Origin of the sequence: Vibrio sp. T20 (genome assembly GCF_007858795.1) — a bacterium.
GTDB classification, from domain to species: Bacteria; Pseudomonadota; Gammaproteobacteria; order Enterobacterales; family Vibrionaceae; genus Vibrio; species Vibrio satsumensis.
In genome coordinates this window covers 118,737-142,433 of record NZ_VFEB01000091.1, presented here as the reverse complement: position 1 = coordinate 142,433, position 23,697 = coordinate 118,737, and the positions used below count along the sequence as shown (strand labels likewise).

17 protein-coding genes and 2 pseudogenes are annotated in these 23,697 nt (G+C 44.4%); 7 read left to right on the top strand and 12 right to left on the bottom strand.

Annotated features, from left to right (window positions below; all coding sequences use genetic code 11):
- Positions 1-7 precede the first annotated feature (7 nt).
- Positions 8-706 carry an ABC transporter ATP-binding protein gene (locus FTW16_RS10290; RefSeq protein WP_146490967.1) on the bottom strand — a complete coding sequence of 233 codons (699 nt, stop codon included), beginning with the start codon at positions 704-706 and terminating at the stop codon, positions 8-10.
- Positions 707-1,247: 541 nt separating this feature from the next.
- On the opposite strand from FTW16_RS10290, the gene FTW16_RS10285 reads away from it, so the two are divergent.
- Complete coding sequence (locus FTW16_RS10285) at positions 1,248-1,877, top strand: hypothetical protein (RefSeq protein ID WP_146490966.1); 630 nt, start codon at positions 1,248-1,250, stop codon at positions 1,875-1,877.
- Positions 1,878-2,068: 191 nt separating this feature from the next.
- Here the strand turns inward: FTW16_RS10285 and FTW16_RS10280 are convergent, their stop codons facing one another.
- From FTW16_RS10280 to FTW16_RS10270, 3 genes are all read right to left on the bottom strand, one after another.
- Positions 2,069-3,973, bottom strand: coding sequence for a bifunctional metallophosphatase/5'-nucleotidase (locus FTW16_RS10280; RefSeq protein WP_146490965.1), 1,905 nt, complete (start codon positions 3,971-3,973; stop codon positions 2,069-2,071).
- A gap of 300 nt (positions 3,974-4,273) precedes the next feature.
- Positions 4,274-5,263, bottom strand: coding sequence for a zinc-dependent alcohol dehydrogenase family protein (locus FTW16_RS10275; protein ID WP_146490964.1), 990 nt, complete (start codon positions 5,261-5,263; stop codon positions 4,274-4,276).
- A gap of 20 nt (positions 5,264-5,283) precedes the next feature.
- Positions 5,284-6,072: a phytanoyl-CoA dioxygenase family protein gene (locus tag FTW16_RS10270; RefSeq protein WP_048661057.1), complete on the bottom strand. Its 789-nt coding sequence runs from the start codon at positions 6,070-6,072 to the stop codon at positions 5,284-5,286.
- 303 nt (positions 6,073-6,375) lie between these two features.
- Between FTW16_RS10270 and FTW16_RS10265 the strand changes: the two genes are divergently transcribed.
- Positions 6,376-7,563 (top strand): GGDEF domain-containing protein, encoded by a 1,188-nt coding sequence (locus FTW16_RS10265; RefSeq protein WP_048661058.1) that lies wholly within the window; start codon positions 6,376-6,378, stop codon positions 7,561-7,563.
- A gap of 53 nt (positions 7,564-7,616) precedes the next feature.
- Here the strand turns inward: FTW16_RS10265 and FTW16_RS10260 are convergent, their stop codons facing one another.
- The 4 genes and pseudogenes from FTW16_RS10260 to FTW16_RS10245 form a co-directional block, all read right to left on the bottom strand.
- Positions 7,617-7,862 (bottom strand): hypothetical protein, encoded by a 246-nt coding sequence (locus FTW16_RS10260; protein WP_048661059.1) that lies wholly within the window; start codon positions 7,860-7,862, stop codon positions 7,617-7,619.
- Between the two features lie 160 nt (positions 7,863-8,022).
- On the bottom strand, positions 8,023-8,904 hold the full coding sequence (locus tag FTW16_RS10255; protein ID WP_048661060.1) for a DMT family transporter: 882 nt from the start codon (positions 8,902-8,904) through the stop codon (positions 8,023-8,025).
- Between the two features lie 123 nt (positions 8,905-9,027).
- On the bottom strand, positions 9,028-10,359 hold the full coding sequence (locus tag FTW16_RS10250) for an MFS transporter (RefSeq protein WP_146490963.1): 1,332 nt from the start codon (positions 10,357-10,359) through the stop codon (positions 9,028-9,030).
- 230 nt (positions 10,360-10,589) lie between these two features.
- A pseudogene (locus FTW16_RS10245) lies at positions 10,590-11,660 on the bottom strand (DUF1214 domain-containing protein); the annotation flags it as partial.
- Here FTW16_RS10245 and FTW16_RS24735 point away from each other — a divergent pair.
- Positions 11,629-11,916: pseudogene (locus tag FTW16_RS24735) on the top strand (DUF1254 domain-containing protein); the annotation flags it as partial. The pseudogenes FTW16_RS10245 and FTW16_RS24735 overlap by 32 nt on opposite strands.
- 441 nt (positions 11,917-12,357) lie before the next feature.
- On the top strand, positions 12,358-12,633 hold the full coding sequence (locus FTW16_RS24730; protein WP_048661167.1) for a hypothetical protein: 276 nt from the start codon (positions 12,358-12,360) through the stop codon (positions 12,631-12,633).
- A 98-nt stretch (positions 12,634-12,731) separates the two neighbouring features.
- Here the strand turns inward: FTW16_RS24730 and FTW16_RS10235 are convergent, their stop codons facing one another.
- Positions 12,732-15,308: a hybrid sensor histidine kinase/response regulator gene (locus FTW16_RS10235; RefSeq protein ID WP_146490961.1), complete on the bottom strand. Its 2,577-nt coding sequence runs from the start codon at positions 15,306-15,308 to the stop codon at positions 12,732-12,734.
- Complete coding sequence (locus FTW16_RS10230) at positions 15,301-16,536, bottom strand: acyl-homoserine-lactone synthase (protein WP_146490960.1); 1,236 nt, start codon at positions 16,534-16,536, stop codon at positions 15,301-15,303. The genes FTW16_RS10235 and FTW16_RS10230 overlap by 8 nt, the downstream gene beginning before the upstream one ends.
- A gap of 422 nt (positions 16,537-16,958) precedes the next feature.
- On the opposite strand from FTW16_RS10230, the gene FTW16_RS10225 reads away from it, so the two are divergent.
- Together FTW16_RS10225 and FTW16_RS10220 are read left to right on the top strand one after the other, a co-directional pair.
- Positions 16,959-19,415: a M9 family metallopeptidase gene (locus tag FTW16_RS10225; RefSeq protein WP_146490959.1), complete on the top strand. Its 2,457-nt coding sequence runs from the start codon at positions 16,959-16,961 to the stop codon at positions 19,413-19,415.
- A gap of 275 nt (positions 19,416-19,690) precedes the next feature.
- Entirely contained in the window at positions 19,691-20,065 is a 375-nt protein-coding gene (locus FTW16_RS10220; RefSeq protein WP_146490958.1) for a cystatin domain-containing protein, read from the top strand.
- Positions 20,066-20,163: 98 nt separating this feature from the next.
- Here the strand turns inward: FTW16_RS10220 and FTW16_RS10215 are convergent, their stop codons facing one another.
- Positions 20,164-20,742, bottom strand: a complete 579-nt coding sequence (locus FTW16_RS10215) for a hypothetical protein (protein WP_146490957.1) — start codon at positions 20,740-20,742, stop codon at positions 20,164-20,166.
- A gap of 221 nt (positions 20,743-20,963) precedes the next feature.
- Positions 20,964-22,562, bottom strand: a complete 1,599-nt coding sequence (locus FTW16_RS10210) for an isocitrate lyase (protein WP_146490956.1) — start codon at positions 22,560-22,562, stop codon at positions 20,964-20,966.
- A 130-nt stretch (positions 22,563-22,692) separates the two neighbouring features.
- Here FTW16_RS10210 and FTW16_RS10205 point away from each other — a divergent pair, with 130 nt between their 5' ends.
- Positions 22,693-23,646: a LysR family transcriptional regulator gene (locus FTW16_RS10205; RefSeq protein WP_061038005.1), complete on the top strand. Its 954-nt coding sequence runs from the start codon at positions 22,693-22,695 to the stop codon at positions 23,644-23,646.
- Positions 23,647-23,697: the final 51 nt, after the last annotated feature.

Sequence of the window (23,697 nt, the reverse complement as noted above, 5' to 3'; positions counted from 1 at the left end):
GGATTACTCACAACGCTGTTGCTCTTGGGGTTAGCTCCGCGTTCTTTAAACACCCATCATCTAACACCAATTTTGTCTGCATAAAGCTGGCGCATTCTGGGCTGTGCGTAACCAAAAGCACGGCAGTGTTGCCTTGCGTGGTAATTTCACTGAGCAGCTTCATTACCTCAATACCTGCTTTGTGGTCGAGGTTGCCTGTGGGTTCGTCGGCAAGCAGTAGTTTGGGTTTGTGTGCCAGTGCACGCGCTATTGCGACTCGTTGTTGCTGACCGCCAGAGAGTGCGGATACATGTCTTTCGAGTAGCTCGCTGATACCCAATGCATCAACTAAATAGTCGCACCAGTCGCTCCATTTCTGTTGATTTAAATGAAGAGGGAAGGCGATGTTTTGTTTTACGTTGAGTGGCGTTAGCAAGTTGAACTGTTGAAAGATAACGCCTAATTTTTGATGGCGGAATCGGCTCCACTGTGGATCTTTCCAATTTAATGTATTTTCGCCATCGAGCCACAACTCGCCACCAGATAGAGGTTCAAAGCCCGCAATGATGTTCAGCAGAGTACTCTTCCCACTGCCACTCGCCCCTGTTAAAGCCACGCTTGCCCTTGTCGCCAAAGCGAAGTCGACATTGTCCAACACGTGATGGATATCTTTACCATCAACAAAGCTTTTGCTGGCCTGTGTGAGTGTGACAATTGGGCTTTCCATTTCCTTTCCTTATAACCAAAATTACCATCAAAAGGTGTCGTTACTTGTGGCAATTACCAAAACGGCAAGTTCTATAAAACTGTAGACAACAATTTCAAACAATAGAGCGATTTATATCGAATTATTAATAACTTGTACTTCAAAAAGAGGGAAATAGATCAGTGAGAGGGAGAATACAGTTGGTGGTGGGAGCTTAGAGTCACTATGGAGGCTTTTGGATTTATCGTTAGATGGTTCGTGCTGTTTCTCTAGCTTGTTACTGTTCCATTCTTCTAATGTTGTTCACTGTGAATCCTCGCGTTGTATTTCGGGGGAAATTATACCTATCTAGCAGCACTCAAATAACTCAGATCTAGTTGTAATCTTGCACGGTAGCACTTGAACATATCACTATGTAGAAAGTTTATACTGGAGGTGCTGAAAACTCGCAAATAGCATAAGAGATTTTAATGAAGTAAAAAATTTTAGTATAATCAATCTACTATGAAGTGGGATGACGATTTTACATTAGGTATAGAAATTATCTGTTAGGTAAATTTGGATGAATGAACATTATGTTATCGAGCTATTTCAACGAGTTTTAGATCAAGCAATATGGTACGGAAGTGATGAACTTAGAAAGCAAGGTTGGTGTATTACGTCCGAAACTTTAGAAAATGAACTATTTGATTACATGCGGGAGCATGAGCTAAGTGAAGTTGAAGCAATAGAAGAGTTATTGACTGAACGCTTTGAATCATTATTACAAGTTGAGTTAGAAAGAGAAACTCGACTATTGATTCCACCTTACAGTGACATGTTAATCGAATCTATCAAATCGTTTAATTTAGGTTTTTATAATATTTGTATACCGAGTTTATTTAGTATTATCGAATCAGCGTTAATGCATCTTGCAAACAAAGGTGAATACAATAATATTCGCTACGTTTCTGGAATTAGAAAAAGAGAAAGTTCTGAATCTTTACATTTAGGTCTAAAGAGTAAGCTTTTTCAGATCGCAAACACAACCGAGGAACTGTTTTCACCGATGCGGTTCGATGCTAGTGAATGCGACATTACGTTAAATAGACATGTTTCAGCGCATGGTCGCAGAGAGAGCCCGTACAATAAAACTGATTGCTTGAAATTATTTCTGCTTTTGGCATCCATAAAATCTTGTTACTCAAATTAAACATTTCTAAAAGCAGTGACAGGCTGACTTTTAACCCAAAGCACTTTACCAACTACGAGTTAGCCTTTGCAGCTCATTCATCCAATATCAACCGCTTTACTCAGTACAGATGTAATGTTGGAAGATGGAAACGACAACGACTTAACCACGCTCTAAGCGTCGTTAAGTCGTTATTGGTTTGAGGTCAGAGCTTAATTGAGCGCTTTGATCAGAGTGATTTCGCGTTTGATTTGCTTACTCTCTTGTTCAGTTGCCTGTGCTAGTTTCTTTTCGCGTGTGGTTATGGCTGCTTGTTTGGCTTCGTCAGATTTGAACATCAGCTCTTTTACGTTGATAGAAGCGATGTTTGTGTAGCGGCCATCGTCACTGGTTGGGATTGATATGGTTTCATCATTAATCAATGACTTTACGATCTCACGCTGTTCGTTGTAGCGGCTTTCTAAACCAGAAAGTGCCCAACGCTGCTGAGGTTTGCCTTCATACTGGCCGTTCTTTTCTTCTTTAAGATACTTGATGGTCATATTACGGATTGTGCCTGCTTCTTCTCCATACTCGGCTTCAGTATCAAAGAGTACAGGGAACGATTCACCCTCTAGCACGCCGCCTTGCTTGGTTAGATGACCCATTCGATAGCTATTCATACCAATGCGGATTTCTGTTTCATCTTTTACCGGTGTGCCATCAGCAAACGCGAGGTTGGTGATGCGTGTACCTGCAGGCTGAGTGAGGTCGATGGTATAAGTTACGCCCGCGAAGAAGTCATTGGTCGAATATTTTGAAGCTCTACGTTCAGGGTTAAAGCTGTAGGTCACATCGCCAGGTTGTACTGAGTTGAAGTAGCCCGCAGACCATTCCATGTAGGTTCTTAACTCTTTGCCTGTCATCTGGTAGACAGTGATTTCGCCACCTGCGTATTGGTAGTTGTAAGCGATGTCTTTGGCTTTAATCGGACCAACATCGAGCTCTGCATTGTCGTTGTCTATTTGAAGTGCGATGACATTGGCTTTAGGTGCATAGAAGAAGCTCGCTTCTTGGTATAGCGCACTGATACCTGTGTCTTGAACATGGACTTGAGGGATACCGCGGATTTCGTTTTCAGGGACTAAATCAACGCCGGTAAGCTGAGCGACAGGTCGATTCGCCATTTCTCGGAGTTTTTTATGATAAGGCTGGTATAGCTCGTCCATATTCTCGTCAGAATCGATACCTTTGATTTTATAAGTGAAGCTGTCTTTGTTAACGAGAGTGAATTTACCATCGCGCTCTTCAAATTGAAGATCGATACGAGATAGGGCGCGGCCATATTTGTCGGGCTCAGTAATAATAACGCCATTCACAACGGCCTTATCGATGCGAGTGTGCATGTGACCAGCGACGATGGCATCAAGCTCTGGGTTTGCATTGGCAATGTCGGTGACACCGGTGTCGGCAATGTCATTCTCGTTCTCAATCCCCATATGGGCAACCAATACGATAGCATCCACTTTATCATCAATCTCTTTGACGATTTTCTTCACTTCCAAGGTTGGATTAGTGAAAGTGACGCCTTCTAAACGGTTTGTACCTTGTGCAAAGACCTCCGTCATTGGGGTATCCATTCCGATCACGCCGATCTTAATGCCACCGCGTTCTAGAATGGTGTAACCCGGTAAGAATGGATTTCCGTTTTTGTTCTTGATGTTGCCGCCGAGAGACTGCCCTTTAAATTGGGTAACGGCTCTGTTGAGCGTTTTAAGGCCAAAGTCGAATTCGTGGTTACCTAAAACCCACACATCATATTTCATGTGATTAAAGCCAAGCATCATTGGATCAACGGGCTCGTCTTTGAAGGTTTCTACGAAGTTGCCTTGGATGGTGTCGCCAGCGTCGACAAGGATAATGTTAGATTGCTCTTTGCGGATCTCACCAACTTTGGTCGCGATTTGGCTCAAGCTACCACGAGTGTTGAGTTTATCTGCCGCGTAATCCCACGCCATAAAATGACCGTGGATATCTGAAGTACCCAGTATCGTGACATCGTGTATGTCGCCATCAGCTGCAAAGGTGGGAAAGGCTAGAGAGAGTAGGATGGCGCTTGATAGTATGTGTCTTTTCATAAGTATGTTCACATCGTGGTTTTAAGTATGACGCTACCATATAGAATCGAGATTACCTTATGGGTGATCAGTATCATATTTATAGTGATATAACTTACTGATGTTTCAAATAAATGTGATTCATGACCATCTCGTAACCACTTAAGTTACGATGAAACTCACTACAACTCTTCGCTATCTTTTTAATACTCCGAATTCTTTGATCAAACTTTCTAAGCGTTGGTGTATTAATAAGCACGTTTGTAAGCTGTTGAACGTCTTGCCTGTTGAGATAAACAAGGTATATCGTCCAACTTTCACTTACTGTGGCAGTAATATGATCTTGCCATCTAAGCGTGTGGTTTTCGATTCAATGAGATCAATCGCGGTTTGCACTTCATCGAATGGCAGATAGCGGTCAATGTCGAGCTGAATGTCGTTTGTGATGAAGTGATCTAGCATGGTCGTGAACTTATCACGGCGAACATCTTTACCTTCCGCTTCTTCCCAATAACGTAAGAAGAAGGTACTGAAATCGATGTGTTGGCTTTTCGCGTATTCAAAGAAGCGTGGCTCGTAAAAATCCAGCGACAACGTCCCATAGTTGATAAAGCGCCCATTGTTGCCAAGGGTGTGAATAAGATCGGTTCCGGGTGAACCGCCAATCGCATCAAAGGCAACGGTTGGCATAGGTAAGTCTAACGCCTTAATTTGATAAACTAGATCAGCGTTCGCATCTAACACCCAACTGGAAGTGGTTGGGTATTGTGTCGGCTGTGATGTAACGACAATGATTTTGAAGCCGAGTGATACTGATAACTGGGAGAAGATCTTACCGATGGCAGAGCTGCCTGCGTTGATGATCAACACATCTTCTTGGGTCAGCTTAGCCACTTCTGTCGTCAACACCCATGCGGTTAGCGCATTAATGTACAACTGGCAGGCGTAGCCATTTTCTAGATGCTGAGGAATTTGGAACAGGTCATCTGGTGATACATCGACATAGTTCTGCCATGTTCCACTGGTTGCCACAAGCACGCGCTGATCCACTGCAAACTCTGCATGACTGGACTCGATAACCCTTCCTACCGCTTCAAACCCCGGTACTCTCGGCGGCTGGTGGCTATGTTTGTATTGGCCCACACCATAAATCGACAACAGATCACTAGGATTAATGTTAGTGGCTTCAATTTGTACTCGAACTTTATCTTTGTCTAGTGCCCCTAAAGCGACATGTTCTAACTTGAGAGATTCTTTTGGCTGACCGAAACGGAACTGGCTAATTCGGGTATTTTGCTTAGTGTCAGTCATAGTTCGGGTACCTTTATGGATTATGAGTACTGCATTGATTTTAAGTGTAGCGTGTTCATAAACAATCTTGGGTCGCTAATATTGCTCAACATAGCTGGTGTTGGTAAACAGTCGTCATCAACGTAGTCGACATAGTCTGCCGCCGAATCGAAGATCAAAATATCCAAAGCCAAACGATCCAAGCCATAACGGCCTCGGTGGATCATATCCGCTGAAAACACCAATAAGTCCCCGGCTGCTAATGGTATTTGCTTACCGCCAGATATGTCATCGCTGCTCACTTTGCCGTTTTCTTCTTGGCGAACATTGTACTCTTCTTCGTTGTCCCAGCGCTTATGTGTTCCGGGGATAAGCTCCATACCTGGCTCATCAAAAAGGGGCACTCGCAGATGCAATACCTGGGTTTCCATGATGACTTTCATCTGGTCATCAATGTCGTAGTCGTATTGACAGTCACGATGCCAGAAGTCTTTTTGCTGCGGGTTTACTGGGTTGAAGAACAGCTGTGTATTCATGAATGCCGGTTTGTTCGGAATCACCGCATCGACCACTTCCATGACTTTTTTTGAGCTGATGAAGTTGAAAAGTACGCGTCTATCTTCGGTTGGCAAATACTCACTTCCCGTAATCAAAGACGAGTTAAATGCTTCTTCTTGATAGAATTCTTCGTTGTCTGCTTTCCATGATTCATGGAATTTCAGCACGACTTTTCTTAGCGATGCAATTTGAGCTTCATTGAAATAATTTCTGATAACAAAGTAACCATGTTCGTCGTATTGGCTACTTAATTGTTGGCTGTTTTCTACCACTGACTACCTTCATTCATTCTGTACCGCGTAATAACTACAGATTTCTTGAGCGCATAATGCCAGACAGTCGTCATTCAACCAAGTAACGAGTGAAGAAGCGTGTAGATTCAGTGATGTTATAAAGCCATATGGGGCGAGTTTTACATACCTATCCATATCATGGACTCATGCGATACCGATCTCCCCATATGTGACACATCCCCTATTTTACAAAGTGTAATGATTCATATAGTGAATAAATTTATAATTTCGATAACTATTGACCATGTTATAATTTAATTGGCTTAGGGAAGAGAGTAAATCATGGATGGTTTTTCGCTGGATATGAGAACACTTAATTTTATTATTATTTTGTTCTCTTTCATTTACTGCATTGGCTTGTTGCTGTTCCAATTTACCCAACAGTCCATTAAAGGGCTTTCAATTTTTTCCATTTCAATATTTGTTATCGGAAGTGGGCCGTTGATGTTGAGCCTAAGAGGGGAACTCCCTGATTGGATCACTGTTATTGGCGCCAACATGGTCATTGCGCTTGGCTTTCATCTCGCTTTGTATAGCTTATGCCTGTTTCGAGAATATTCCCTAAAATGCACCTACCTAAGTAGTCTGATGATGTTGGCTCTTTTGCCATGTTTTATTTATTTTACGTACTACGAACCTTCCATCAAGGCTCGAATCATCCTCATTAGTTTCTATTTGGCCTTTGTGACTGTTTGTACTGCCTTTGCGGTATTGAAGGGTCAACGCGATGACTTAACCTTAGCAACTCGGATGATGGCCTTGTCATTTTTGATATATGGCGGGTTTATGGTTTTCCGAGTAACGGTGACGTTATTTTCAGCTGAGCTGGAGGATTTCATGGCGGCCGCACTTATTCATCAACTTGCCTTTTTAGTCAGTATTGTTCTTATCGTATCGATGAGCTTCACGATGCTCTGGTTGATTAATGCAAGGTTACTTAGGTCTATTCATGACCTGTCTTACAGTGATCCTTTAACGGCACTTGGAAACCGCAGAGCATTAGATGAAATGGTTCCAGTCATCATGAAGCAGGCGGGTACTACGCCTGTCAGTGCCATTATGATGGATATTGATAATTTTAAGTCGATCAATGATCAACACGGACACATTGTGGGTGATCTCGTGATCAAGTCTTTTGCTGAAATGGTTCAAAGTGCGATAAAAACATCGCCAACAGCCAGCGCGTTCCGTTTTGGCGGAGACGAGATAATGATTTTATTACCCAATGTCAATTTCCTACAAGCACAGGCTATTGCTTGTAAGTTGCGATTGTCTATTTCAGAGATCTCAGCCGTGCAAGGAAAAGAGATGTTTCTGACGTCGAGTTTCGGTGTCGCTCAGCTTCACCCACATGAGAATTGGGATGGGTTTATTAGTCGAGCCGACAAAGCGTTGTATCAAGCGAAAACAAACGGTCGCAATATGACTTCAATTTGTCCTAGCCATATTAACGAGCTCGTCACTGCCTGATGATGACAGGTCTTTATACGTTAGTTTGCCCCGCCACTATTTTGATACAGCCATTATATTGTTGGCTGTGGCGCTGAGTCTGTTTTTTGGCTTTGCGTTAAAGTCTGTGAGGCAGTGGCTTCAGTTTCTTCTGCAGACGTAAAATGTTTATCAGTTAACGTTACAGTCATTGCTTCATGTTTCACAGTTGTGGTTGCCGTTTTTGATTGGGATTGGTTTATCGTCGCGGGTTCAGCGAATACCATCATTGAGGTTGTAAAAAAGATCGTTGCTAGTGCGATTTGAGCGAGCGTTTTCATTGGGCTGTATCCTATTGGGTTATGATTAATAGCTGATACGAGCACTATAAAAATTATGTGGCGGTCGTTCTTATCATTTTATGCCACGGTAAGATTTATACTGTGGATGAATATTTTGTTCGGGTATTATTTGCCAACGCCCAAGCATTGAGAAACTTACTCATTGCCACATCACTAATACTGCTGCGATAGAGAGTAAGATGAGCGCAACAATGTCTTTGCGCGCGATGCTTTGCCCCAACCAGAAGTAAGATATCAACACCATAAAGACCACCTCAACTTGTCCCAACGTTTTCACATAAGGCACGGCTTGAAGTGACATCGCACTAAACCAGCCAAGAGAACCAATCACACTGGCTAAGCTTGTCATCACCACCAATCTCGACTTCTTGAATATCTGGTGTAACGTGTCGCGTTCTCTGAAAAAGAGGTACGTACAGATAATCACTGTTTGAAGGGAAATAACTAGGAACAGCACCCACGCTGCGCTGTGAGGGAAGGGTAAGCCAATGCTCAAGCTAGCTTCACGTACCCAAAGAGACGTTAAAGCAAAGGCGGTGCTACACGCCATACCTAACAAGAACACTTTCGGGGACAAGCTTCGCCAGCCAGAAGCGCTACTCATGATTAGCACGCCTAAAGTACCAATAAGTACGCCGACCCAACCTGTCACTGTTAATGCGGTGCCAAAAAACAACACGGAGAGCACCGCAGAAACAGGAGCTTCACACTTGGCTAACCCAGCGCCTATCGCATAGTTTTCTAGCTTGAACAGCATCACCATTAAGCCGGTCGCGAGGATCTGCATAATGGCGGCAGCAACAATATAGAAAACAAATTCACCCGAAAAGTCGGGGATAGCTACAGGCTGCCATTGATAGAGGGTGTAGAGGTAAATAAGGGCTATTGGGCCAGCCCAAATAAAACGCGCCAACGTCACGCCAGCCACGCTCATGGTGCCACTGAGTTTGCTTTGAAAGGCATTACGCCAAGATTGGCTAAAGGCTGCGAGAAGAGTAAAGGCGATCCAACTAAAAGACATGACGCTTCCATGTGTGATGTAATTTGATGATGATACTAACAAAAAATCACATGATAAGAAGCGACATGGTCTGATTATAGCCAGAGGCTCACCTTTATTCTCTATTCAGTATTAGATCGCTCTTCAGAAGATCGGCTGTTTCTTGTTCTTGAAGTAGAACAGCGCGCTGATCGAAACGAACAGTAAGGTGAAGTAATAGAAAAACGAAGATAGTGAGGCCAAGAAGGCAAGGTTCTGTTCTATTTCTTGTTCGGTGTAGCCCTGAGACACCAACTTATAGTAGTAAGCGTACAAGATACCGATCAGGCCGTATCCGAGGTTAAACATCAGCCCTTTAAAGCTGAGGACCGTGGCTCTGTTGTGCGATTCGGTCTTTTTATTCAGGTGGTAGCTGATGAAAATATTCATCGTCATGATGATAAAGATTAACACCAATGCCGGAATGACTCCGTAGATCGACCAACCTAAACTGATCCAGTAATAAGTCGCCGTGCTCGCCAATCCCATAACCACGATGAAGGTTTTAGGCTCAATGCTCTCTGCTAATCTTCGGCTTTGCCCAGCTAAGATGATCTTAAGTAAGCTTATACCCGCGCCAATAAAACCGAAGTAGATAATAGGAATATCAATGGCCAGATAGTATTGGCTGTTCATGGTGAGGAACATGCGTGAGGTGTGTTCGAATAGGCTGTAGTAGAGCAAGATGAACAGCACGTAAGGCGTAGCAAATACCCATTTACCCGCATCGATCGTTAATTTAAGACTTGTGATGGTGGTTACTAAATTGGTTTGGTCGCTTGGCATCACCTTTTTCTCTTCGCGCATATTAATCGCTGCATAGATAGCGAGCATCGCAACAAATAGGGTGGCAAATACGGGAATACGCATCAGGTCTTTAGTGCTTTCTGGCTCGGCTAGTCCAAGGAAATGAAAGATGTTTGTCATAAAGTTCACATCGTACATCGCCGCACCAATCAGCGTGACAAAGATCCCCACGCTAGACGCGACACGAAGCTGGATTTGCAGCACTCGAGGCCACAACTCTTCATTGCCTTGTTCTTTTAAGGTGTCGTAAGCCAATGCCTCGTCGGCGCCGCTGGCCAGTGCCATCGCTAAGCCACTGAGAATCCGGTTAATCAGAAAGACTATGAACACCAAGTCAGGGTTTCCGGTTGGCACTAGCGCGATCATCGCGATCTCAACAAACATTACGATCGAAGACAGCACCACTAGTTTCTTGCGGCCTAAGGTATCAGCGAATGCACCCGACGGTACTTCAGCAAGCACAATGGTGGCCGCCCAAACTACATTGAGCATCGCGAATTGAGAAAGGGTTAGCCCGTAATCTAAGTAGAGTAGAGTGAATACTGGGTAATAAAAACGCGCAAAGTAGCTGCTTCTAAACATCAAGAAGTAGCGGACATTGGGAATTTTAAGGATCTCTTTGAGCGTCATGATAATTTCAGTAATTTAGATAATACATCATTATGTATACCTCTTTTCTCTATTTAAATCATGGGATTGTTGTAAGAATCGGAAAACTTTTGATGAGCTTGTCTCTCTGTACATGTAAAGGCTAAAAATATAAAGGAGCTAACAAGAGGAGGAGCAACTAGGCTCCTCTTCTTGTTTTTATTACTTCATCTAACTTGATAATTGTTCTTGATGAAATTTCTTATAGGCGATTAATCCACACGCTTGAAGTTAGGTAATAACGTTTCTGGCTGCTGCGCTACAAATGCTTTACTTGGTGAGTATGCACGGAAGTAAACAAACCAGTTTTCGTTTTCTCGTGTTTGCACCCAGTTAGCTTCATTCACACCTGCTGGCTTAGTTGGCGAGAAGTGGAAGGTGTAATTGCCTTGTGCGTCTTTGACCGTTCCCTCGATGTTTGAACCTACATCTGCACGCTCAATGTCGTTGTCGATAATGGCGCGGTTCTCAACGTTATAGATAGTGATTGTCCAGAACAGATCCGCGAAGTTTACATCACCATCCAGAGTCAGAGTGTAGTGGTTGCTGCCATTAAGCCCCTTACCACTGTCATCGCGGTAGTTGTCTAGATAGATCTGGCCCCAACCGCCATTCTCAAAACCGTGCATTGCTACGTCGTTAGTTACAGCTTCGTAGAACCATGCTGCGCGTCCATCGAGATCCATACCGTAGTAACGATCTTGGTTTGGTGTTGAAGCCGTCGCTACTTCCCAAAAGTTGCCTTCCTTACCGTAAGCTGCGTGTGGCAAGCGTTCTGTTTTGTTGAAGTCGATATTCTTAACCATAGCTTCCCCCATCACTACAGCTTGCTCTAAAATCTCACGCTGCTGACCTGATGGTTCAAACGTCTTACCTTTCTCAATACCCAGGGGACGTAGCATGTCGTGCATCATGCGATCACGCTCTGCTACTGGCTCAGCTTGAATGGCTTCATTCAACGTATTCCAAAATGCCATGCCTCTTGGGTGTTTGGCATCTTCACCACGCTCAGGGAAGTTTACGCCGTTATCACTCAGTGGCTTTCCGTTGAGGTTGGTAATTTTCAGGGCCTCTAAGTCTTTCATACGTTGCTGGTCTGACTCTGCCATTAAGCGAACGCCAAAGAAAACATAGTTGGTGTCTGACTCAAAAACCTGAGCGCCTTTTGGCAGATTACTCGGTGTCTCAGACCCTTTGGCTTTTACCACGTAGACGCCCGGCTCGGTCATCTGAGAAATTCCGATCTGCCACATGGTGTGTACTGCGCCACGCAGTTCATCTGTTTATGATCATACTGCTGTTGGTGGTGTTAATTGGGATAACTACCCAGAAGCGGAGTCAGATTGGAACTTTCTTGGCCTCCAAAATAAGGTCGGTGTAAACCATTGGTTGCACGCCGAACCAGTCTCAAAAGATACACAAACTGTGATTCGTTCAAATCGTGATGTTGTTTACTCGACGATGGTTGTTGATGTATCAGAAGGTGCAACGTTCCATGTGCCCGCAGAAGACAACGACTATTTCCAAATCATCCATATCATGGACGAAAATCATCTGGTGCATAAGGTGGTTCGTCGTGGTGAAACACTTAACCTAACAGCTAGTGACTTGACGACAGGTACACATGTTCATGTACTAGCCAGAACACGTATCGCAGATTCTATCGAAGATACCAAACGTCGCCAAAGTCTGCTTTCTATCAAAGCGAATTCAGATAAGCCTTATCAAGGTAAAGGCTATAACCCTAGTGATGTTGAAAATTACCGTTTAAAACTGATCAACAATGTAATGAAACACGGCGCGCCTATTGAAGGGTTAAAGGGATTTGGTGCGACTTTGGATGACGTAGAAGACCACCACTTCAAATACGTGACGGCATTTGGTTACGCAGGGCTACCAGCCGATACAGCGCAATACCTAGAGCGCGTGCCAGGTCAAGGTAAGACGGCCTGCCAAGAGTGGACGATTCCAACGCCAAATTTGGACTTTGAGGGGCGCGGTGGTTACTACTCTCTAACCACTTATGGAGCGGATGGTTGGATCGACTCTGAGCACTTCTATGCTTCTGGCGAATCCATGCGTGATAACGGTGATGGTACAGTGTCTGTCACATTCAACTGTGGTACCGGTGCAGCTTATGATTTTGAAGTGTCTGAAGGTTGGGCTGGCGTATTACGTTTGTACGAGCCAGTCGATGTGGATGAAACTTTAGAGTATATGGAAACGTTGCGTCAAATTGAGATTAAAGAGCTTTAGTATCTCTTCGAATAGCTGAAATATCCCAAAATAAAAATCCCCTCAAGAACCTTTCTTGAGGGGATTTTTAATCAGTCGTTAATTTACTGGTTAGCCATCTACTCTTCACCTTCGGCTTCTTTGGAAGCATTTGACGCCCAGTCTTTCTCAAGCCAGTTATCGAGTACGTGCTGCAATGCATTCAAAGACGTTGGCTTTTCAAGTCGACCATCCATTAACTGATTGATCATGTCTAATTCACGTTGTCCTGATTCGCCGGACAAAGCAATGATTGGCGTTTGAGGAGAGCGTGCCTTGATGATTTGGCTTGCGTCAAAACCATTCATTATCGGCATTTGCACGTCCATTAAGATCAAATCAACTTTGTGTGTTCTGAACAACTCAACAGCATTTTCGCCATTTTTGGCTTGTAAACTGTTAACGCCAAGTCGGCTCAAATACATCTGAACAAGTGTGCGTTGCACCTCTTTGTCATCAACGATGAGCACGGTAGGTGCTAAATGGCTCTCAGATTCTCGCGAACTTGTTGGTTCTGTATCAGCGCAGGTTTTATCTTGAGTAGTCGTTTGGTTGTGTTTCCAATCATTGAAATAAGGTGTACGAAGCGCATCTGCTTTGGGAGCATTCGGTACCACAGGGAAGTACAGGTGGAACTCAGTAAACTCACCAAGTTTAGAATGGCACTCAACTCTGCCACCAAATGAACGCATTACACGTTGGCAATAGCCTAGCCCTAAGCCGCTACCACCACTTTTTTGGTAAGAGAAGAAGTCATCAAAGATCTTGTGAGCAATCGCTTCATCTATGCCGGGGCCGGTATCTCGGAATATTAAAACGTTCTCGTAAGAGTCTATTTTGGTGCTGATTTCGATCTGGCTATCTGGATACGAATCAAAGTAATAAATCGCATTGCGTATTAGGTTGAAAATAACGAAGTTGAATAGGGTTTCATTTAGCTTTACAACAAAATCAGCATGTTGTGGTAAGCGAATACGTTCGATTATCTTCTCGTTTTCAAAGCCATAGTGGCTTACTGCTTGATCGACAGCTTTGTGGATAGAGGTCATTGTCACCGGACCATGCTCAGGTGAACTATCACTGACCTCACGCAAGATGATATCAATCAGCTGTCGGCCGCGTTGAATTGCAGCTTGGCCGTTTTCGATATCAAGTAGGATCTGTTTTGCTGGCGCTTGGTTGTCGATGTGCTGCTTTAGCACTTCGAAGTGCAGTTGCACTTGAGCAAGCGGGTTACGCATCTCATGGGCAATGGAGTTAGCCAGAGCACGACTTTGGCGAATGCGTCTATCCGCTTCGATGGTACTTTGCACACGAGTTAACAAGGTTTGCAGTGCAGAAATCTCTTCGTTAGAGAACATCTGATCGTTGCTCTTGTGCGATGACACCAACAAGTGCGTGACCGACTTTCCCTGACCAAACAGAGGCATTACCAAGGCCGTGTTGTTAGAACTCATCTTTTCATAGAGCGCATTGATAGAACGTTTTGCTGGCGCAGTGTAATCGAGCTCTTCAGACAGTTCGTCGAACACTAAAACAGACTTGTTGGTCGACAGGTAGTCTTCGTAGAAAGTCTCGTTGTAGTTGCTGTTAACAAGGCGCAGTTTGTCTTCTGGGATTTGAAGTAGGCTACCCAAACGACGCATCGCATCATCAATTGATAGCTTGAAATCTTCTTCTAAAGCAAGGATTTGCTGTACTGGTGTTGTCTTGTTCCCGTAGACAAAGAAGGAGGCATAACGGCTCACACGTTTATAAAGTACATGCCAAGTAATGCCTATTAGCGCGCAGATTGGAATGGCGATTAGCCATTGATTATCTTCGGTCAGCGGGATGAATATCGCACCAAACGGTATCACTAAAATAGCACACACTAACAGGGCGTTCAGGCTCATGTACGCAAGGTATTTCACGCTGTAGAAACGAGATGTCAGCAGGGCATACCCAACGAACAACATCTCACTAATAGACAAGGCTGGTGGTAGCCAAGTCAGTGAGAAATCACGCAAGAAGTAAGTCATACCTAGGTGGATCGTTGCTGTGGACAACATGAACACCAAGATACCTGCAATCATATAGCTGGTTTTGGTCAGCGTGAGCTTGCTGCTGTTGGCGCGCATTGCCACTAGGTTACCCAGTGTCAGTACCACAAAGCTGATCATGCCGATGAAGAAGTACGAAGTGTGCGGGCCAAATTCAATCACGAACTGACTTGGACCAACAATGATAACGTCTTCAACGGTTAAGCCCGGACTTAAATTAATAAACAAGGAGTAGACGGTTAGAGTGACGAAAATCGCTTGTTGCCATAGGTGCACCTTACCGTTGCGTTGCTCGGCGGCAAGCTGACACGAGAAGTAATACGCGAAGGCAAACGCAAAGAAGGAGGCGAGGTTGGCAAATTTGGCTGCAAACACAGCTGCTGACGGCCCAAGCTCTGGTAATAAGTCGGTATGGAAATACGCATTACTGCTGATCCACGCCACAATACAGACCGAATAGGCGATGTAGGCAACGTGGTGTGTACCTGCGATCGCTTCGCTCTTTAGTTTCAGACGGTAGCAATAGTAGAGTAACCACATCACGACTACAACAACCGTCGCAAGAAGCGTTATCGCTTTGGCGTGGATGATGGCTTCTAAGCCGAAATCAAACATGTTCGTCCTTATTTACCGAGCTTGGCTGTTGCAGAGAAACTGGTTGTTGAACAGAGTTAAGCTTTCTGCTGTTACGCACGGCGCGTTTGTAGCCTTTAAAGTCGGTGTCATTAAATACGTTGACCATCAATTCGAAATTCCAAAAGCCACGGTAAATGGTGGTGCCGTCATCGTTCAATTCGCAATATCCCGAATGGAAATACGCTTTTGGGTCAATAGCTTGATAAAACTGAAGCATGAAAGGTTGTTCAATGATGGTGAAGCCAATTTTGTAGCCAACTTGATGTAAGACGCTCATCAGCTCTTTTTGAGCGAGATAGAGGAAGTAGAGTTTTTGTTGGGTATTTCCACTGACGGTTAAGCGCAGAACTTCACATATGGCTCGAGTTTCGGATAGTTGTAACTGAAACTGATTATCGAGTTTTGGCAGAGAGTCACATTTTGACAATATCGGTGGCGTGAATAGCTGTAACCCTGAAAGTGAATCGTAACCATGATTTGGTAAGCAGTATTGCCAGTGATCATTGCTGAATGGCGGCGCATAGCTTAGCCAGGTTTCATTTTTTGACCAATCTTGAATCAAGGCGGAAGAAACTAATGTTGGGAAGGCTTCATCGTCTGGGTGTTTGAGCAGGATAAAGTGCTTACCCGTTTGTGACAGGTGTAATAAAGGCAGCATCTCAAACCATTTTTCACCCTTGATGAAAACCTCAAGGTTGCTTAAAGCGATGGCATCACTGATAGGCATTCCTTGTGGGTGACTGGGTGTTTGTACCACAAGTTGATCATCTTCTATCTGATTGATGATCGCACTGTAATAAGCGCTGTCTTTAATGGGAAGATCGATACCAGAGGGTGAACGACTATCGAGCGGCGACTTTGCCTTAATGGCAGCAATTTCGCATTCGCACCAAAAGTCTAACCAATGCATGTAACACTGACCTGCCGCTTCCTCTAACAATGCCATCTCGGTCGATAAACTGCTTGGATAGCGTTGAATGAGATCGCGATAGTCCATCAATTCAAATAAAACGGAGAGGCTTTTGTGTTGATGTTCTGGGAAGAACGATTCCAATAGTCGTCTACGGTAGTCTGTGACGGTTTGGAAAAGTGCAGTGCGATCTTGTGGCTGATAAGTGTTGATCACGAGCTCGATCAGCGCGTGTTGTTTCTTTTCGATAGCCAGACTGCTAGCCAACAGTGAGACTAAAGACGACGTTAATTCCATGGTGTTAACCTAGCCTAGGTTTATATAATTATTTTTATTTGCACTCGTTAACCAGACACGAATTGTTATTAAGTTATTTGATATAAAGTTACTTTGTTGAGATTGAGTAACTCTAATTGTGTCTATAGTTTTTAAAACAAGTTGCATAATCGAGCTTAAGTTTACTACTTGCGCTACCCCTTAACAACAGAACATTTACTAGTTTATAAGTTGCTAAATTAGAATGTTCTCAATCACTTAGAGCTTAACCTTGCTCCGATTCTGACCTGTATCAATTGAGCATAATCCTTTGAATTTATAAATTGACGTAAAATATCTATTTTTTGAACCAAGTTCATAAACCATACGCAACTGAATTCACCTTGTTAATCGTAAGGAATATAACGGCGAGCCAAAATATACATTTAACTAATGAGTGTTGTATGTCTCATAACCGTTTATTTCCACGTCACCGTTTGGCTCTCGCTTGCATGCTGGCCAGTGTTTCCAGTTTCTCCTTTGCTCAAAGTCAGTGTGAGGTGCTTGATCTTCAGCAGGCGTCTGACCTTGCTCTCGCTGTCTCAGCAGCAGACAACAGTTGCTATGGCGCTTGGTTCTCTGCTCAAGAGAGTTCGTTAAACAATATCTATAGCGAAGCAAGCCTAAGCCGTGTTCAAGTAGCTCTGAATTTAGAAATTACCCGTTACCGAGGTGATGCTGAACAGGCTCGTAAACTTGAAAACCTTGGCGAATTTGTTCGCGCCGCTTATTACGTTCGCTATAACGCGCGAGCGCAGGATTTCTCCGAGGCGTTAAGCCAGCGCTTCGCTCTATCTGTTAATGCTTTTCTGGCGAACCCTAATGCTCTCGATCAAGGCCGTGAGCAAGTTGGGGCGATGAAAAGTCTGACGCTGATGGTCGATAATATTAAGCAACTTCCACTGACCATGGATGCGCAACTTGCGGCATTGAATCACTTTAACCATGAAACAGCGCAGGATTCACAATGGGTCGATGGTCTCAACAATCTCTTTCGAGCAATGGCAGGGCATGCCGCTCGAGATGACTTTTACGATTACATGGCAAACCACACCCAACATATCGATACGCTGGCGACTTTTGCTCGTGATAACAGTTGGGCGTTGGACACAGATACGAGTTTTCTGGTTTATAACGCCGTGCGTGAAACAGGCCGTTTGTTAGCCAGTCCGGATAAAGCGACCAAAGACAAAACGATGCGAGTTATACAGCAAGTGATGGCGCAAAACCCGCTGGGTAGCGAGCACGATAAGCTATGGCTAGCGGCCGTCGAAATGATGAGTTACTTCGCACCAGAAGGCTTGAATGGGTTAGACCTAGAACAAGCGAAACGCGACTTGGCAACGCGTGTACTTCCCCATCGTTATGAGTGCCAAGGGCCTGCGATTATTCGCTCTCAAGATCTAACTGAGTCACAAGCGATGGAGGCGTGTGATGTGTTGGCTGCCAAAGAGGCCGACTTCCACCAAGTTGCGAATACGGGTCAGCAACCTGTCGCTGATGATAACAACGAGCGAGTTGAAGTCGCTGTGTTTGGCAGCAAAGGCAGTTACATTGATTATTCATCGTTCTTGTTTGGCAATACCACAGACAATGGCGGTCAGTATTTAGAGGGTAATCCTGCAGAAGTCGGTAACGTCGCTCGCTTTGTGGCTTATCGCTATGCCAATGATGATGACCTTTCTATTCTCAATTTAGAGCATGAATACACTCACTATCTCGATGCTCGCTTTAACCAATATGGCTCATTCAACGACAACCTAGCACATGGCTATGTAGTGTGGTGGTTAGAGGGCTTTGCCGAATTTATGCATTACAAGCAACGCTATGATGCAGCGATTAGTTTGATCAGCAGCGGGAAGATGAGTCTGTCGGATGTGCTTGCGACTACTTACTCCCATGACTCCAATCGTATATATCGTTGGGGATACTTGGCGGTACGCTTCATGCTGGAAGAGCATCCTCAAGAGGTGCAAGGTTTATTGGCATTGTCTCGTACTGGTCAATTCTCCGAATGGGTACAACAAGTAAAAGTGCTAGGGCAGCAATACAATGGCGAGTTTGAGTGCTGGTTAGACTCGGTTTCAAGTGATCCCACAGAACCTACAGAACCAACTGATCCCACAGAGCCGACAGATCCTACGCAACCAACAGATCAAGCCATAGTGCTTACAGCAAACCAAAGTGTGTTGTTGAGTGGCGAGGCGTATAGCGAGCAGTTGTTCTATGTTGATATTCCAGAGAATACTACGCATTTTGAAGTGTCTATTGAGGGGCAAACTCAAGGTGATGCTGACCTCTACATGAGCTACAACAAACCAGCGCATTACTACGACTTTGAATTCAGCGAATACGGCAATGGCAGCAATGAAGTGGTGACGTTTGAACAAGAACCTTCGGGCTACATTAAGTCGGGTCGCTACTACATGAGTGTTACGGGTCGTACTAAATTTAATGAGGTGTCGCTAACCGCATCGGTAGCCACAGAAACGCCAACGCCTCCAACTCAACAGCAAGATGATTTAACGCCTGTGGTATTGGAGGCCGGTCAGGCTCAAGTGCTTACCGTGCACCAACGACGTTATGCCGCTGTCTATGTACCAGAAGGTGTACAAGAGGTGCGAGTGTGGCTCAACGATAAGAGCGACAAAGCGGAAAACGAACAGTCGAATGCGGGTAACGTTGATCTGTTCGCTAGCCACTCATACTGGCCAACGGCAGGGCAGCATGACTATGCGTCTGATTACCGTGGAAGCAATGAGTACCTGCAAATACCTGTAACAGAAGAAGGCTATATACACTTCTTATTGAGTGCAGAGCAGCAAGGGGATGATGTCGTGATGTTGGTGTATTTTCACTAACAGAACAGGCATTAGGTAATTGGCATTAAAAAAGGGGTATCCTTCAAGCTGTATTAACGAGAACGTCACTAAACTAAATGTTTAAATATCAATAAAGTAGACGGATAAAATCCGGGCATCAGTGCCCGGCTTTGTTTTTCTGACAATCTTCTGTGTTTATAGAGTAGTTATACCATAATCTCTGATGAAGTGATGACATTAGAAGTTTAAGCTTGTCTGCATATGAAATATCGTTGCGAGTGGTCACTCGTTAATGATTTATTTAGTGAGGGTTTATGAAGAAAGTACTATTGGCAACCTTGTTTAGTGTTGCTGCGTTAGCAGGATGCAGCCAGAAGGCTGAGGTTTTAGCTCAATCACAAGAAAATGCGAACCCTATCTGTAGCACTCAAAACCTAACTGGTGGTTGGTCGCAAAGCGATATCACACCAGAAGCTAAGCAAGCTCTAGACGCGGTTCTTGGCCAAATGAATACTTCAGCTGAGCTCAAGCAGATCTTGAGTGTTCGAACTCAGGTCGTCGCGGGTTTGAACTATGCTATCGAATTTGAAATGGATAATGGTGAAGTGTGGAATACCATCGTATATCGATCTCTACAGGGTGACATCGAAATGATGCAACCGGCACAGAAAGGTCGTTTGTGTTCATAGTCTAGATGCGTCTGTACTTTGTTAGATAGACTGCAAATAAAAATGGCTCCTTATTGGGAGCCATTTTTGTTTTTAAGAAGACTGATTATTGAACGTTTTTAGTTGGCCAGCTCGGGGACAGCTAACTCTTGAATACAAGCTCGGCTGATGTCTTCATCAATGTAAGCCATACCCAGCTTGTTCAAGTAATCCATACGATCAGCAGTGCGAAGTTCAATATCAGGGCCTGCGATGTTGTTCTCTTGATAAACCTTAGCCATGTGAGCCATGAACTGTTCACCCACACTCATCATTAACAGGCTCATCGCACCCACGTCCGGTCTTACTTTAGCTCGTTGCTTTTCAGATAGGTTTACCGCTAACACGATAGGGTGTTCTTCACCTTCGAAGCGAACACCTCGCTCACGAACGGTTTGTTGCGCCCAGTAATACGCCAGCTCTTTACTCTGAGTTAGGAACACAGGTTCAACCGACTCGGTGTAGTTATTACCAATCGTTGCCATGGTTTTTGAAGCGGCTTCATTGAGTGCTTTGTCTCCAGAACGTTTCAGGCCTTGGCCTTTAATTGAAGCAAGCAAGGCTGAAGATGTGCCGTGATACCAAGTATCACCCGTTGCGAAACCATTTTCTGATAGCAGCGTTTTTGCATCTTGTAGGTGTTTAGGTATTGAAGTCATAGGCACTCTCGATCAAAAAAAATATCAACAAACAGGAATCTCAACAACATGAATACAGTTAGCTTAAACAGATGTTGCTTAGCTGACCGTGGTGTAGAACACAATTCTTAGACTTTGAGATAAAGCCGGCAGTACAAGCTTTATCTCAAAGCCTTCCCCCGGATCTTACCTAAGTAAGAGAGAAGGGCGGGGGAGGCTTTAGCTCTAGCGATTAATCAAGATTAATCAAATTGGTTAGATGTATTCGCTTCGCCCGCTGCTTTTAGTGCATTCTCACCAGCGAAGTACTCTTTGTGGTCATCACCGATGTCTGAACCAGACATGTTTTGGTGTTTAACACATGCGATGCCTTGGCGGATCTCTTTACGTTGAACATTTGCAACGTAACCCAACATGCCTTGGTCGCCGAAGTACTCTTTCGCAAGGTTGTCGGTAGACAGCGCTGCAGTGTGGTAAGTCGGTAGCGTAATCAAGTGGTGGAAGATACCCGCTTCACGAGATGCGTCCGCTTGGAATGTACGAATCTTCTCGTCAGCACTCGCAGACAGTTCAGTTTCGTCGTATTCCGCGCTCATGAGGTTTGCACGGTCGTAAGCTGATACATCTTTACCTTCAGCAACCAATGCATCGTAAGCTTGCTGACGGAAGTTTAGCGTCCAGTTGAATGATGGAGAGTTGTTGTAAACCAGTTTCGCGTTAGGGTGAACTTCACGAACGCCGTCCATCATCTCTTTGATTTGGCCGATGTGTGGCTTCTCAGTCTCAATCCAAAGTAGGTCAGCACCTGCGTTGATTGCTTCAATACAGTCGAATACACAACGGTCTTCACCCGTACCTTGGCGGAATTGATATAAGCCTGAAGGTAGACGCTTAGGTCGAACTAGCTTGCCGTCACGGTTAAAGCAAACGTCGCCTTCTGCCATATCTGCAACATCGATCTCTTCAACATCTAGGTATGAGTTGTAGATATCACCTTGGTCGCCCGGCTCTTTCACTACTGCGATTTCTTTTGTTAGGCCAGCACCTTGAGAATCGGTACGAGCAACAATAACGCCGTTGTCGATGCCTAGTTCAAGGAAAGCGTAACGAAGTGCACGAAGTTTTGCGTGGAAGTCAGCGTGTGGAACCGTTACTTTGCCATCTTGGTGACCACATTGCTTCTCATCGGCAACTTGGTTTTCAATTTGTAGACAACATGCACCCGCTTCAATCATCTGCTTAGCCATTAGGTAAGTCGCTTCTGCGTTACCGAAACCTGCATCGATATCGGCAATGATTGGCACAACGTGTGTTACGTGGTTGTCAATTTTGTCTTGAATACGATCTTGTAGGTTTACATCGCCTGCTTCACGGGCTGCATCCAGTTCACGGAATAAGCCACCCAGTTCACGAGCATCAGCTTGGCGCAGGAATGTGTATAGTTCTTCTACTAGGCCTGCAACCGATGTTTTCTCATGCATTGATTGGTCTGGAAGTGGACCAAAGTCCGAGCGAAGTGCTGCAACCATCCAACCTGAAAGGTATAGGTAGCGTCGGTCTGTCTTGCCATCAAAGTGCTTCTTAATAGAAATCAGCTTTTGTTGACCGATAAAACCATGCCAGCAACCTAAAGATTGAGTGTATTGAGAGCTGTCTTTGTCGTAAGCCTCCATATCCGCACGCATGATATCTGCTGTGTATTGCGCGATATCTAGACCTGTTTTGAATTTGTTTTGAGCTCGCATACGAGCAGCAGATTCAGCATTGATTGCATCCCATGGAGCACCTGCAGCGCTTTTTGCAACTTCTATCATTTCGATATCTTGTGTAATTTGCGACATAACTATTCCTTAGTTTCACGTGGGGTATGGTTGCCAAATTGGCTTGGATTAAAACTTTGCTATGGACAAAGAATAACCACGCATGTGATAATTTTGTTAATTTATAGTTATTATATTCGGTATTTTTCTTATGAATATTGCTCGTATAGACCTTAATTTACTTGTGTATTTAGACATGTTGCTACGTGAAAGAAACGTTACACGAGCGGCAAATCAATTAGGAATAACTCAACCAGCCATGAGTAATGGACTGCGCCGATTGCGTGATCTGTTTGAAGATCCGCTATTGGTGAGAACCAGCGAAGGGATGGTGCCGACCGAGCGCGCGCAAAAGTTGCAACCGCTAATCCGCAACATCTTGGCGAATGTAGAAAAGACACTCCAGCCGACCACAGAGTTTAATGCAGAAGACAGTGAGCGCGTGTTTCGTATCATGGCGAGTGACTATGCTGAGTCGACCATTATTCAACCGCTATTGAAAAAACTGAGTGAGATAGCGCCGAAAATACGCTTGGATATCATGACGCCAAGTGATGTGAGCTATCAGGATGTAGAACAAGGTACAGTTGATATTATTATCAACCGTTTTGATGACATTCCACAGTCCTTTCACCAGATGAGCCTTTGGCACGACGGGTTCTCTTGCCTATTCAGCTGTGATAATCCAATAGCCGATAACTTTGATATTTTGTCCTATTTAAAAGCGCAACATATCTGGGTAAGTAAGACGGGTATGGGAACCGGAGTGGGGATCAACCCAAGTGAAGCGCAAAAGCTCGGTTGGATAGATGAAGCATTAATGCGCATTGGTAAAACCCGTAATATCACGGTGTTTACCCGACATTACCTATCTGCAATTCTCTTCGCTCAGCAGAAAAACCTTATTCTTACTATTCCAACTAAAGCCGCGCAATTGCAGCGCAACAACCCTAATTTGTTAATCAAACCAGCCCCATTTGCGATTGAACCCTTTGAAGTGAAGATGGCGTGGAGCCCATTGTTACAAACCAATCCAGATCACCAGTGGATGCGTCGCTTGATCAAAAGTGTCGCCAATGAAATCGAAAGTGGTGTGACCGGATAACACAGTTTTTGTGGTATTTCTTTTGTGAATATCCAATATAAGCGGCATAAA